The sequence below is a fragment of the Embleya sp. NBC_00896 genome (assembly GCF_045207785.1).
Lineage (GTDB): Bacteria > Actinomycetota > Actinomycetes > Streptomycetales > Streptomycetaceae > Embleya.
Map to the genome: position 1 here is coordinate 3,002,652 of NZ_CP108776.1, position 12,913 is coordinate 3,015,564.

Consider the following 12,913-nt stretch of genomic DNA (forward strand, 5'->3'; position numbering starts at 1 on the left):
CGCGCGAGGGGCCCCGCCCGCAGTACGGACGAAGCCCCTCGGTGTGTCTCGTTTCTAGCGCGAGTGGTAGTTCGGCGCTTCCTGCGTCATGTGGATGTCGTGCGGGTGCGATTCCTTGAGCCCGGCCGAGGTGATCCGGACGAAGCGGCCCTTGTCCTGGAGTTCGGCGACGGTCGCGGCGCCCGCGTAGCCCATCGACGCGCGCAGGCCGCCGATCAGCTGGTGCGCGACGGCGGAGAGCGGACCCCGGTAGGGGACCTGGCCCTCGATGCCCTCGGGGACGAGCTTGTCCTCGGAGAGCACGTCGTCCTGGAAGTAGCGGTCCTTGGAGAACGACTTCGCCTGCCCGCGCGACTGCATCGCGCCGAGCGAGCCCATGCCCCGGTAGGACTTGAACTGCTTGCCGTTGATGAAGATCAGGTCGCCGGGGCTCTCCTCGCAGCCCGCGAGCAGGCTGCCGAGCATGACCGTGTCGGCACCGGCCGCGATCGCCTTGGCGATGTCGCCCGAGTACTGCAGGCCGCCGTCGCCGATCACCGGGACGCCCGCGGCGCGCGCCGCCTGGGCGGCCTCGTAGATCGCGGTGACCTGCGGCGCGCCGACGCCCGCGATCACGCGGGTGGTGCAGATCGAGCCCGGGCCGACGCCGACCTTGACGCCGTCCACGCCCGCGTCGATCAGCGCCTGGGCGCCGTCGCGGGTGGCGATGTTGCCGCCGATGACCTCGACCTTGGTGTTCGCCTTGACCTTGGCGATCATCTCCAGGACGTTGCGCGAGTGGCCGTGCGCGCTGTCCACCACGATGAAGTCGACGCCGGCCTCGACCAGCGCCTGCACCCGGCGGTAGCTGTCGTCGCCCGTACCGACCGCGGCGCCGACGACCAGGCGGCCGTCCGCGTCCTTGGTGGCGTTCGGGTACTGCTCGCTCTTGACGAAGTCCTTGACCGTGATCAGCCCGCGCAGCTTGCCCGCGTCGTCGATCAGCGGAAGCTTCTCCACCTTGTGCCGGCGCAGCAGCTCCATCGCCTCGTCGCCGGTGGTGCCGACCTTGCCGGTCACCAGCGGCATCGGGGTCATGATGTCGCGCACGCGGCGCGTGTGGTCGACCTCGAAGCGCAGGTCGCGGTTGGTGACGATGCCGAGCAGCCGGCCGCTCTCGTCGGTGACCGGGACGCCGCTGATGCGGAAGCGCGCGCACAGCGCGTCGACCTCCTTCAGCGTGGCGTCGGCGCCGATGGTGATCGGGTCGAGCACCATGCCGGCCTCGGAGCGCTTGACCGTGTCCGCCTGCGCGGCCTGGTCCTCGACCGAGAGGTTGCGGTGCAGCACGCCGACGCCGCCCTGCCGGGCCATGGCGATCGCCATCCGGGCCTCGGTCACGGTGTCCATCGCGGACGAGAGCAGCGGGATCCGGACACGAATGTTGCGGGTGACCCGCGCGGAGGTGTCCACCTCGCTCGGCACGACGTCGGACGCGCCCGGCAGCAGCAGGACATCGTCGTACGTCAGCCCGAGCATCGCGAACTTCTCGGGTACGCCGTCGGCCGTGAGACTCATGACACCTTCCGAAGGTATTCCGATGGACCGCTCCCCCGACCCGCCTCCCGGATCTGGCGGCTCCCCGGGTATGGCGAAGGGGCGCTCTCGGCAAGCGGGTGGGTGGATTGAGGGTTCATGCTACTTGCCTCGCGCGGTGCTTCGAGCCCGCTTCCCGATGGTGGGCACAACGGCCCGACGGGGCTCGGCCATTCCCGAGCGGGTCAGCAACGGTCCGGAACGGCCCGGCGGCGGCTCGCGGCGGTGCCGTCGACCTCGGCGAGCAGCGCGCCGAACAGCCGCGCGACCCGGTCCTGACCGGGGGTGGGGCGCCTGCGCCGCAACTGCTCGACGAGCTCGTCGTCCTGGCGGAGCAGGCCCAGGTCGGCGGTGCCGGACCGGCCGCCGAGCCGCACACCGCCGCCGCTCACGCGGTCTTCTCCTCGCCCGCCAGCGCCCTCAGGCGAGTCAGGGCTCGATGCTGTGCGACCCGCACGGCACCGGGCGACATTCCCATCGCCCGACCGGTCTCCTCGGCGGAGAGCCCGACGGCGACGCGCAGCACGAGCAGTTCCCGCAGGTTGTCGGGCAGCCTGCCGAGCAGGGCCCGGGCGTGTGCGGCGTCACTGCGCCGCACCACCTGGTCCTCGGGGCCCGGGTGGTCGTCCACGGCTTCGGGTAGATCACAGGTGGGCACCGCGCCCCGCATCGCGGCGCGTTGGACGTCGACGACCTTGTGGGCCGCGATGCCGAACACGAACGCCTCGAACGGGCGGCCCTCGTCGCGATAGCGCGGCAGCGCGGACAGGACGGCCAGACACACCTCCTGCGCGGCGTCGTCCGCCGCGTGCTCGGCGCCCGAGACGCGGCCGAGCCGGGCTCGGCAGTAGCGCAGGACCAGCGGTCGGACGTACGCGAGCAGTTCGTCGGTCGCCTGTACGTCCCCCTGGACCGCGCGAACCACGACGGCACGCATGCCGTCGTCGGCGTGCGCTTGTGCTTCGTACGGCGTGTCCGGCATTCGCTCGGGGGTCCCACCCATGCCATTCAGTATGCAGGGATCGGCGACCGAATCGCGGCCATGCCGACCCGGGGGACTCATCCGGCCCCCCGGGCAACGGCAATCACCGCACGGACCCTCGCCCGCCGGACGCCCTCGCGGCACGATCCGCCGCGCGTACGAGGGCGCCTTCGGTCGTACTCGTATGCGTCATCGCACGAGCCCGCACCGACTGTGCTCACCCGGGGGTCGACCCCCCGAACCTCCACGGCCGGAGGAACCTTTGCGCGCATGGGTCATCGCACGAGTCCCCACCGGAATCCGAGCGCCACCGCGTGGGCCCGGTCGGACGCGCCCAGCTTCTTGAACAGGCGTCGCGCGTGGGTCTTGACCGTGTCCTCCGACAGGAACAGCTCACGCCCGATCTCGGCGTTGCTGCGCCCGTGGCTCATGCCTTCGAGCACCTGGATCTCACGTGCCGTCAGGGTCGGCGCCACACCCATGTCGGGCGACCGGAGGCGCCGCGGCGCGAGCCGCCACGTCGGGTCGGCGAGCGCCTGGGAGACGGTCGCGCGCAACTCCGCGCGCGACGCGTCCTTGTGCAGATATCCCCGAGCCCCGGCGGCGACCGCGAGGGCCACACCGTCCAGATCCTCGGCCATCGTCAGCATGATCACCCGTGCGCCGGGGTCGCCGGCCAGGAGGCGGCGCACCGCCTCGACGCCGCCGAGCCCGGGCATCCGCACGTCCATGAGGACGAGGTCGGACCGCTCCGCGCCCCAGCGCCGCAGTACCTCCTCGCCACTCGTGGCCGTCGTCACCCTCTCGACGCCGGGGACCGTGGCCACCGCCCGCCGCAGGGTCTCCCGGACCAGCGGGGAATCGTCGCAGACCAGGACGGTCGTCATCGCCGGCCTCCGCAGTGGATCCGCGTCACGTTGAGCCTCCACGCCTGTACGTACCGTTTCCTTTGCGGCGGTCCCGAAGGTCTGTGCACCGGGGTTCACCCCCGGCCGCCTTCGTCGCCAACCGCTTCACCCACCCCAACGAGCATCACTCGAAAGGGTTACGGGGGGAGTTCCGCTCCGCCGGTACGACAACGAGGCGACCGAGCCGGAGGACACGCGAGGGTGACGCCCCGACTCCGCACCGTCGTCTCCCACCCGAGCTCCGCCCGAATCCCGCCGAGATCCGCCGACCGTGTGGTGGCGTACGCCACCAGAGTGGGTAATTTTTTCTGCTTTCAACGCATAAGAGGGATATATGCATGGAACTGATCAATTCGTGACACAGTCGCACCTACTTCTGATCGCATGATCACGACTGTTCTGCACGGTCCACACCAGAGGTGGCATCCCTGCTCACCGACAACTCGTACGCGATAAGCAAGAGGGACGAGTCATGGCTGATTTCTCGCGACTCCCCGGCCCCAACGCCGATCTGTGGGACTGGCAGCTCTCGGCAGCCTGTCGCGGAGTCGACAGCGCACTGTTCTTCCACCCAGAAGGCGAACGAGGCGCCGCCCGCGTCGCCCGCGAGGCTTCGGCCAAGGAAGTCTGCATGCGGTGCCCGGTCCGTCGCCAGTGCGCCACGCACGCCCTCAAGGTGCGCGAGCCGTATGGCGTATGGGGTGGGCTCACCGAGGACGAACGGGTCGAACTCGACAGCGACCGCAGGCACGGGGTCGCCGCCGACCGGGCGGCGGCCGCGAGTGGCGTGTCCGCGACGCACTGACGCAAACACATACGCATAGGCGCACCGGCGCGAAAACACCGCGGCGGCCCACCCCCGGTCGGGGCGGGCCGCCGCGGTGCGTCACGGCACGTGTCACCCGGTGCCCGCCGCACGTGTCACCCGCGGCCGCACCCGGGTCGGCTACTGGAAGGCCGACATGTCCAGGTCCCACACCCGCGGCCAGTCCTTGCCCCGGAACGCCGCGTCGATGCCGCCGTCGCAGAAGACCACCGAGCCGACGAAGAAGCTCGACTCGCCGCCGAGCAGGAACGCCACGAGGGCCGCGATCTCCTCGGGCCGCCCGCCGCGACCGGCCGGGATCGAGCCGAGGAACATCTCCATGCCCTCGGCGGTCAGCGGGTCCTTGCGGCCCTCGGCCGTCATCGGGGTCTCGATCAGCCCCGGCGCGATCGCGTTGAGCCGAATGCCCTCGGCGATGTACTCCGCCGACTTGGTCCGGGCGTACCACGCGAGCGCGGCCTTGGTGGCCGGGTAGGCCTGGAGCGCCGCGAGGTCGCCGAACGCCTCGGTGGCCTCGGTCGCACCGGCCTCCTCGCCCGCCAGACACAGCTCGGCGACCTCGACCGGCCAGTTCGGCTGGGTCGTCGTGGAGTTCGAGCTGATCAGCACCACGGACGCGTTCGTACCGCGTGCCAGCAGCGGACGCAGGCCCTCCAGCACCGCGATCGCCCCGAAGTAGTTCACCGACACGATCAGCCCGCCCGGCCGCCCGGTGGCCGCCGCCAGGCCCGCGAACGGGACGAAGCCGTCGAGCGTGCCGCCGGACAGCTCGGTGATCCCGGCGATCGCCGCGGCGCGCCCTTCGGGCTTGCTCAGGTCCACGTTGACGTCGCAGTCGTGCAGGTCGACGCCGATGACCCGGTGGCCGTCGGCCTCGAGGCGGACCTTCGTGGCGGCGCCCAGGCCCGAGGCCGCGCCGGTGATCGCGTAGGTACCCATGCTTCTCCTTCGATGGTGCTCGGCAGACGCCCCGCCCGCTGCGCCTGACGGTCCGTCAGCTATACCGCTTCGGGCACTCTCGCAGATCACGCCGGCACCGGAAAGGCCGACGGGCCCGACCTCTTCGCAGAGGTCGGGCCCGTCGGGGTGAAACGGGGTACGGCGGTGTGACTAGTGCGAGTGGCCGTGGCCGCCGTGCGCGGCGGGCTCCTCCTCGGCCGGCTTCTCGACGACCAGGGTCTCGGTCGTGAGCAGCAGCGACGCGATCGACGCGGCGTTCTGCAGCGCGGAGCGGGTCACCTTGACCGGGTCGATGACGCCCGAGTCGACCAGGTTGCCGTACTCGCCGGTCGCGGCGTTGAAGCCGTGACCGATGCCGAGCTCCTGCACCTTGTTGACGATGACGTAGCCCTCGAGGCCCGCGTTCTCGGCGATCCAACGCAGCGGCTCGACCGCGGCACGACGCACGACCGAGACGCCGGTCGCGATGTCGCCGGTCTGGCCGAGGTTGCCGTCGAGCACGGAGACGGCGTGCACCAGGGCAGTGCCGCCGCCGGCGACGATGCCCTCCTCGATGGCCGCACGGGTCGCGGAGACCGCGTCCTCGAGACGGTGCTTCTTCTCCTTGAGCTCGACCTCGGTGGCCGCGCCCACGCGGATCACGCACACGCCGCCGGCCAGCTTCGCGAGGCGCTCCTGGAGCTTCTCGCGGTCCCAGTCGGAGTCCGTGTCCTCGATCTCACGCTTGATCTGCTTCACGCGGTCGGCGATCGCGGCGGCCTCGCCGGCGCCGTCCACGAGCGTGGTCGCGTCCTTGGTGATGGTGATGCGACGGGCGCTGCCGAGCACCTCCAGGCCGACCTGGTCGAGCTTGAGGCCGACCTCGGGGGCGATGACCTGACCGCCGGTCAGGATCGCCATGTCCTCCAGCATCGCCTTGCGGCGGTCGCCGAAGCCCGGGGCCTTGACCGCGACGGCGTTGAACGTGCCGCGGATCTTGTTCACGACCAGGGTCGACAGCGCCTCGCCGTCGACGTCCTCGGCGACGATCAGCAGCGGCTTGGACGCGCCGGCCTGGATGATCTTCTCGAGCAGCGGGAGCAGCTCGGCGATGGCCGAGATCTTGCCCTGGTGGATCAGGATGTACGGGTCGTCGAGGACGGCCTCCATACGCTCCTGGTCGGTGACCATGTACGGCGACAGGTAGCCCTTGTCGAACTGGAGGCCCTCGGCGAACTCCAGCTCCAGACCCATGGTCTGGGACTCCTCGACGGTGATGACACCGTCCTTGCCGACCTTGTCCATGGCCTCGGCGATCAGCTCGCCGATCTGCTGGTCCTGCGCCGAGAGCGCGGCGACGGCGGCGATGTCTTCCTTGCCGTCGATCGCGCGGGCGGTCTTGAGCAGCTGCTCGGATACTGCGGCGACCGCGAGGTCGATGCCCTTCTTCAGGTCCATCGGGGCCGCGCCGGCGGCCACGTTGCGCAGACCCTCGCGGACGAGCGCCTGGGCCAGGACCGTCGCGGTGGTGGTGCCGTCACCCGCGATGTCGTTGGTCTTGGTCGCGACTTCCTTGGCCAGCTGCGCGCCGAGGTTCTCGTACGGGTCCTCGAGCTCCACCTCACGGGCGATCGTCACGCCGTCGTTGGTGATGGTCGGGGCACCGAACTTCTTGTCGATCACGACGTTGCGGCCCTTGGGGCCGAGCGTGACCTTGACGGTGTCGGCCAGCGCGTTGACGCCGCGCTCCAGCGACCGCCGGGCCTTCTCGTCGAACTGGAGGATCTTCGCCATGAGGGTCTTCGTCCTTAAAGGTTGCTAGTCGACGTCGTACAACCGACTCCGCCCCGGGTCCACCGGCCGACAAGGGCAGGGCGATCCGGGGCGGGGTCGTCGAACCGTCACCGGTTCCGGCGCGTCAGCGCGATGTCACTTCTCGATGATCGCGAGCACGTCGCGAGCCGAGAGAACGAGGTATTCCTCGCCGTTGTACTTCACCTCGGTGCCGCCGTACTTGCTGTACAGAACGGTGTCACCGACGCTCACGTCGAGCGGCAGACGCTGACCGTCCTCGAAACGACCCGGGCCCACAGCCAGGACGACGCCCTCCTGGGGCTTCTCCTTGGCGGTGTCCGGGATCACGAGACCCGACGCGGTGGTCTGCTCGGCCTCAAGCGTCTGGACCACGATGCGGTCCTCGAGCGGCTTGATGGCAACCTTGGTGTTGGCGGTCGTCACGATGCGACCTCCCCCTTCGGAGATCTCACGGAAAAATGTCTGTCGGCGATCGCTGCGGATCCGTCGTCGCGGGTGCCGGACCTGCTCGTATCGCACTGGCACACTCATGGGGAGAGTGCCAGCACAGACACTAGGTGGCGGTTAGCACTCCGTCAACCAGAGTGCCAGGTTTCGCGGGTCTGGGCGCGTTCTTCATACCGGTTCGCTCGGCGGGACTCGGCGAGAATGGCCCCGTGCACATGGATGCGTTCACCGCGCTGCTGACCGACGAGGGCCGTTCGCTGCTCGATCTGCTCGCCGACCACGCCGAGGCCGACGAGTTGGCGCTCGCCACGCGGTTGCGCCGCGAGCACCCGCCGGAGCTGGTGGCCGCCGCGCTGACCCAGTCCCGGTTGCGTCAGCGGGGCCGGGCCAAGTTCGGGCCGGACGCGGATCGGATGTACTTCACGCCCAACGGGCTCGAACAGTCGACGCGCGCCTCGGTGGCCGACCACCGCGCCGCGCGCCTGGTCGCGGCGGGCTCCATCGCCCGGGCCGTCGACCTGTGCTGCGGCATCGGCGGCGACGCGCTCGCGCTGGCCCGCGCCGGGATCGCCGTACACGCGGTCGACCTCGACCCGCTGACCTGCGCCGTCGCCCGCGCGAACGCCGCCGCGCTGGGCCTCGCGGAGCTGATCACCGTCGAGTGCGCGGACGTGACCGGGGTGGACCTCCACGGCTACGACGCGGCACTGATCGACCCGGCCCGGCGCACCGCGCGCGGCCGGACCTTCGACCCCGAGTCGTACTCCCCGCCGTTCTCGTTCCTGGGCACGCTCGCCGAGCGGGTCGCGTGCGGCGCCGCCAAGGTCGCGCCCGGCATCCCGCACGAGATCGTGCCGGCGGGGATGGAGGCCGAGTGGGTCTCCGACCGCGGCGACGTCAAGGAGGCCGTGCTGTGGTGGGGGCGCCTCCGCGGCGCCGAACTGCGCGCGACGCTGCTGCCCGGCGGCGCGTGCCTGACCGCGGGCTTCGTCCGGCAGGCACCGGTGGGCCCGGTCCGCCGCTACCTGTACGAGCCGGACGGCGCGGTGATCCGGGCGCACTTGGTCGCCGAGGTCGGCGAGCTCGTCGAGGGCAACCTCGTGGACGAGACGATCGCCTACCTCAGCTCGGACCGGCTGGTGGGCACCGCGTTCGCGAGCGCGTACGAGATCACCGACGTGCTGCCGTTCAACCTGAAGCGGCTCAAGGCGCTGCTGCGCGAGCGCGGGGTCGGCAACCTCACGGTCAAGAAGCGCGGCTCCGCGGTCGAGCCGGAGGAGATCCGCCGGCGGGTCAAGCCGAGCGGCCCGAACGCCGCCACGGTACTGCTGACCCGCGTGGCGGGCGCACCCACGATGCTGATCGCGCAACCGGTCCCGAACCCGGCGTAGGCCGGGTCCGGGAGGTCGAGGACACGGGCCGGCCGAGGGCTAGCCGATGTAGTCCTCCAGGCGCGCGATCGTGTAGCCCTGCGCCTGGATCTTGCGCAGCATGTTGCCGAACATCTGGGTCATCGTGGTGCCCTTGAGGTCGGACGGACCGCGGAAGTGGGCGAGGATGATGTCGCCCGGGTGCAGCTTCTTCTCCGCGACGTACTGCATGTCGTTGATCTGCATCGACTCCTGCCACTTGACGATCGCACCGATCCCGCCGCAGGCCCCGGCGACCGTCTGGGTCGTGGCGTTCCAGTTGCCGTAGGGCGGGCGGAACAGTGTCGGCCGGGTGCCGTACACCTCGGCCAGCCGATCCTGCTGACCGCAGATCTGGTGCTTCTGCGCGTCGGCGCCCAGCGTCTTGAGGTCGGGGTGCGAGAGCGTGTGGTTCTGCACGGTGGCGCCGAGCGCCTGGAGCTTGCGGAAGTATTCGGGGTCCTGTCGGACATAGGTGTCGTTGAGGAACATCGACACCGGGATGCGCAGGTCGCGCATCATCTCGAGGAACTTCGGGTCCTTCTCCGCGCCGTCGTCGATCGTGATGAAGACGATCTTCTGATCGGTGGGGATCCTGTCGACCACGGGCGGCTTGGCGCCGCCGGCCTTGACCGGCTTCACCGCGGGCGGGGCGGGCGGCGGGGCGAACGGCTTGAGATTCCACTTCGCGGCGAGCTCGTCGGCACCCGCGCCCGGAGTGTCCGATTTCGCGGCGGGAGAGGACTTCGGGGAGTCGGTTCGCCGCACCCCGGCGATCGGCTCGCTCGCCTTGTCCTTCTTGTCGTCGGATCCGCCACACCCGGCGAGGACTCCGGCCAATGCGACAAATGCCAATGCGAGGGCCGCGCCGCGCCGCTTTTGTACCGTTCGATGCACCACTGTCGCCGAGCCCTTCGTTCGCCGGTCCCACCCGCGCTCACGCTACGCGGCGCGACGGCCCGTCACGGTCGGGACAAGCCCGGTCCAAGGGACTGTTGAAGGACTGTTGAACGGCCGATGAGCTGGGCACACTCCCGGACAAGGCCAATGGCACGTGCGGCGGCACGCAGCCGGCAGCCAAGGCACTCGACCCGCATCCGGCTTGCGAATGGCCTCCTCGCCGGGTGCGGGTCGTGTGTTGTATCGACCGGAAACCCGTGCCGCGTCAGGGGCCGACGCTCAGGCGTTCGAAGCTCCACGCGTGCGGGGGCCGCGCGACCAGGGCCACCGGAGGGTCGGGGAGGGCCACCGGAGGGCCCGTCCACAGCGCGATCACCACGACCCGGTCACCGTCGTGCTCGTCGGGGGCGGCGAACACCTCGACCCGCTCCAGGCCCGGCGCGCCGACCAGCACCGGCAGTGCCGCGGAGTGCACCCAGTCGGCCAGGGCCGCACCGTGGCCCGATGCGGTCTTGGCCTCCCACATCGCCGCGATCGCCATGGTGATCCTCCTCGGATCGGAAACGGGTGACGGGCAGCCCGAAGCGGCCCAGGGGCGGATGCCAGGCGTCGCGGCCCAGCCGGGGGTCTGAAGACACGCCCTAGGAGGCCGCCTGCGTCACCGTGACCGGCATCGACGAGTCGGCCGGGATGGACAGCGTGGACGGGGCCCGGTCGCGCGCGACCAGCTCCGCGCCGAGCGCCGCGACCATCGCGCCGTTGTCCGTGCACAGGCCCGGCCGCGGCACCCGCAGCACGATCCCGGCGGCGTCGCAGCGCTCCTGCGCGAGCGCGCGAAGGCGCGAGTTGGCGGAGACGCCGCCGCCCATCATCAGGTGCTCGACGCCGTTCTCCTTGCACGCGCGGATCGCCTTGCGGGTCAGCACGTCGACGACGGCCTCCTGGAAGGACGCGGCGACATCGGCGATCGGGACACTCTCACCGGCCCGCTCGCGGGCCTCGACCCAGCGCGCGACCGAGGTCTTGAGGCCGGAGAAGGAGAAGTCGAACGGCGCGTCGCGCGGCCCGGTGAGCCCGCGCGGGAACGCGATCGCCTTCCGATCGCCCGCCTCGGCCCACCGGTCGATCGCCGGTCCGCCCGGGAAGCCCAGCCCGAGCACGCGCGCGACCTTGTCGAAAGCCTCGCCCGCCGCGTCGTCGATGGTCGAGCCGAGCGGGCGCACGTCGGCCGTGATGTCGGGGACGAGCAGCAGCGACGAGTGGCCGCCGGACACGAGCAGCGCCATGCACGGCTCGGGCAGCTTGCCGTGCTCCAGCTGGTCCACACACACGTGCGAGGCCAGGTGGTTGACGCCGTACAGCGGTTTGTCCAGCGCGACCGCGTAGCCCTTGGCCGCCGCGACGCCGACCAGCAGCGCGCCCGCCAGGCCCGGCCCGGAGGTCACCGCGATCGCGTCGATGTCGTTCATCGTGACGCCGGCGTCGGCGAGCGCGCGGCGCACGGTGGGCACCATCGCCTCCAGGTGCGCGCGGCTGGCCACCTCCGGCACGACGCCGCCGAACCGGGCGTGCTCGTCGACGCTGGAGGCGACCGCGTCGGCGAGCAGCGTGGTGCCGCGCACGATGCCGATGCCGGTCTCGTCACACGAGGTCTCGATGCCCAGGACGAGTGGTTCGTCAGCCACCGGTGGCCGTTCCTTCCCGACGTTCCTTCAGATCGCAACGCATCACGAGCGCGTCCACGTTGGCGGGTTGGTAGTAGCCGCGCCGCACGCCGATCCCCTTGAATCCGAAGCGCTCGTACAGCGCCTGCGCGCGGGCGTTGTCCACCCGCACCTCCAGCAGTACATCCCGACAACCCCGCTCGACGGCGCGCTCCAGCAACTCGGCCAGCAGCACGGCCCCCAGGCCGCTGCCCCACCGATCGCGGCGCACCCCGATCGTCTGCACGTCACCCTCGTCACCGATCACCGCGAGCCCGGCATAGCCCGCGAGGCCCCCGGTCCCGTCCTCGGCCACGACGTAGTACCGCATCTCGGGCTCGGACAACTCGGACCAGAACATCCCGGCCGACCACGCGTCCTCGGCGAACAACTCGTGCTCGAGTCGCATGACGGCCTCGATGTCCCACCACCGCATGCGCCGCAGTCGAGGGCCGGATTCCATGCCCGGGAGTCTAGTCCCGCCCCATCCATGCCCCACCCGACCAACCCATCCAGCCCGGCCGACACATCCAGCCCGGCCGGCGTTTGAGGCCAAGCAGCCCGGCCGGCGCTTGAGGCCAAGCGGGCCGCAGGCCGGCCGCATCACCCCCGAGGCGGCGGCCCACCGGGCGTCACAGCCTTGTACCCCACGGGAACCTGCGCATCGGGGCGCCGCAGATACAACGGCTCCGGCGCCAACAACTCCAGCCCCGCCGCCAGGGTTTCGACCGCGAAGGCGGCAAGCGCGGCCGCGTCGGGATGCTCCGGCCCGCGCGGATCGGCGAAGGCCTCCGCGTACAGCGCCGCACCGGCCCCCACCGCCGGCAGCCCCTGCAACGCCTCGGCGATGTCCCCGGGGCGGTCCACGGCCGGACCCTCCACGCGCGTGCGGCCGTCGGCGTACCGCGCCCAGTAGACCTCCTTGCGGCGCGCGTCGGTCGCGGCCACGAACGGGCCGACGACGGTGCCGTCCCGCCCGGCCGCGTACGCGAGCGCGTCGAGGGTGCACACGCCGTGCACGGGGATGCCGAGCGCGTCGCCCATCGCGAGCGCGGTCACGATCCCGACCCGCAGGCCGGTGTAGGGCCCCGGACCGACGCCGACCGCGATGTCGGTGAGCTCGGCGCGGGTCCGCCCCGCCGCGCGCAACACGTCGACGATGCCGGGCGCGAGCAGTTCACCCTGACGGCGCGCGTCGACCCGGGTGGAACCGGCGAGCACGCCGGAATCGTCGTGGAGGGCGACCGTAACGGCCGGGGTGGCGGTGTCGAAGGCGAGCAGCAGCACGGGACCAGGCTACCGACCGCGGACCACACTCCCACCCGCCGGCGCCGGCACCGAAGGAAAAGTCGACCCGGCTCCAACGCGCGGACGGTACCTGCCGGCACCATGGAGGCCTCGACACGGCG

Annotated in this window: 14 protein-coding genes; 2 read left to right on the forward strand and 12 right to left on the reverse strand. The window is 71.2% G+C overall.

Annotation, left to right across the window (positions count from 1 at the left end; all coding sequences use genetic code 11):
• Nucleotides 1-54: 54 nt before the first annotated feature.
• The 4 genes from guaB to OG928_RS13395 form a co-directional block, all read right to left on the reverse strand.
• A complete protein-coding gene (gene guaB, locus OG928_RS13380; protein ID WP_406283393.1) occupies nucleotides 55-1,557 on the reverse strand; it encodes an IMP dehydrogenase in 1,503 nt (500 codons plus the stop codon).
• 203 nt (nucleotides 1,558-1,760) lie between these two features.
• Nucleotides 1,761-1,967: a hypothetical protein gene (locus tag OG928_RS13385; protein WP_406283395.1), complete on the reverse strand. Its 207-nt coding sequence runs from the start codon at nucleotides 1,965-1,967 to the stop codon at nucleotides 1,761-1,763.
• Nucleotides 1,964-2,557 carry an RNA polymerase sigma factor ShbA gene (gene shbA / locus OG928_RS13390; protein ID WP_406290946.1) on the reverse strand — a complete coding sequence of 198 codons (594 nt, stop codon included), beginning with the start codon at nucleotides 2,555-2,557 and terminating at the stop codon, nucleotides 1,964-1,966. Before shbA ends, OG928_RS13385 begins: the two co-directional genes overlap by 4 nt.
• Before the next feature lie 275 nt (nucleotides 2,558-2,832).
• On the reverse strand, nucleotides 2,833-3,444 hold the full coding sequence (locus OG928_RS13395) for a response regulator transcription factor (protein WP_020549179.1): 612 nt from the start codon (nucleotides 3,442-3,444) through the stop codon (nucleotides 2,833-2,835).
• 493 nt (nucleotides 3,445-3,937) lie between these two features.
• On the opposite strand from OG928_RS13395, the gene OG928_RS13400 reads away from it, so the two are divergent.
• Nucleotides 3,938-4,270 carry a WhiB family transcriptional regulator gene (locus tag OG928_RS13400; RefSeq protein WP_406283397.1) on the forward strand — a complete coding sequence of 111 codons (333 nt, stop codon included), beginning with the start codon at nucleotides 3,938-3,940 and terminating at the stop codon, nucleotides 4,268-4,270.
• A 141-nt stretch (nucleotides 4,271-4,411) separates the two neighbouring features.
• Here OG928_RS13400 and OG928_RS13405 read toward each other — a convergent pair whose 3' ends face one another.
• From OG928_RS13405 to groES, 3 genes are all read right to left on the reverse strand, one after another.
• On the reverse strand, nucleotides 4,412-5,230 hold the full coding sequence (locus tag OG928_RS13405) for an SDR family oxidoreductase (RefSeq protein ID WP_406283399.1): 819 nt from the start codon (nucleotides 5,228-5,230) through the stop codon (nucleotides 4,412-4,414).
• Between the two features lie 171 nt (nucleotides 5,231-5,401).
• Complete coding sequence (groL, locus tag OG928_RS13410; RefSeq protein ID WP_406283401.1) at nucleotides 5,402-7,024, reverse strand: chaperonin GroEL; 1,623 nt, start codon at nucleotides 7,022-7,024, stop codon at nucleotides 5,402-5,404.
• A 135-nt stretch (nucleotides 7,025-7,159) separates the two neighbouring features.
• Entirely contained in the window at nucleotides 7,160-7,468 is a 309-nt protein-coding gene (gene groES / locus OG928_RS13415; RefSeq protein ID WP_161359282.1) for a co-chaperone GroES, read from the reverse strand.
• A 239-nt stretch (nucleotides 7,469-7,707) separates the two neighbouring features.
• On the opposite strand from groES, the gene OG928_RS13420 reads away from it, so the two are divergent.
• Nucleotides 7,708-8,883 (forward strand): THUMP-like domain-containing protein, encoded by a 1,176-nt coding sequence (locus OG928_RS13420; protein WP_406290949.1) that lies wholly within the window; start codon nucleotides 7,708-7,710, stop codon nucleotides 8,881-8,883.
• Nucleotides 8,884-8,922: 39 nt separating this feature from the next.
• Here the strand turns inward: OG928_RS13420 and OG928_RS13425 are convergent, their stop codons facing one another.
• The 5 genes from OG928_RS13425 to tsaB form a co-directional block, all read right to left on the reverse strand.
• The gene (locus OG928_RS13425; RefSeq protein WP_406283403.1) at nucleotides 8,923-9,741 is read right to left on the reverse strand and encodes a polysaccharide deacetylase family protein; all 819 of its coding nucleotides are present in this window, start codon (nucleotides 9,739-9,741) and stop codon (nucleotides 8,923-8,925) included.
• Between the two features lie 325 nt (nucleotides 9,742-10,066).
• On the reverse strand, nucleotides 10,067-10,342 hold the full coding sequence (locus OG928_RS13430) for a hypothetical protein (RefSeq protein ID WP_406283405.1): 276 nt from the start codon (nucleotides 10,340-10,342) through the stop codon (nucleotides 10,067-10,069).
• 100 nt (nucleotides 10,343-10,442) lie between these two features.
• Nucleotides 10,443-11,486: a tRNA (adenosine(37)-N6)-threonylcarbamoyltransferase complex transferase subunit TsaD gene (gene tsaD / locus OG928_RS13435; protein ID WP_406283407.1), complete on the reverse strand. Its 1,044-nt coding sequence runs from the start codon at nucleotides 11,484-11,486 to the stop codon at nucleotides 10,443-10,445.
• A complete protein-coding gene (gene rimI / locus OG928_RS13440; RefSeq protein WP_406283409.1) occupies nucleotides 11,479-11,967 on the reverse strand; it encodes a ribosomal protein S18-alanine N-acetyltransferase in 489 nt (162 codons plus the stop codon). Before rimI ends, tsaD begins: the two co-directional genes overlap by 8 nt.
• Before the next feature lie 140 nt (nucleotides 11,968-12,107).
• Nucleotides 12,108-12,791 (reverse strand): tRNA (adenosine(37)-N6)-threonylcarbamoyltransferase complex dimerization subunit type 1 TsaB, encoded by a 684-nt coding sequence (tsaB, locus tag OG928_RS13445; RefSeq protein WP_406283410.1) that lies wholly within the window; start codon nucleotides 12,789-12,791, stop codon nucleotides 12,108-12,110.
• Nucleotides 12,792-12,913 lie beyond the last annotated feature (122 nt).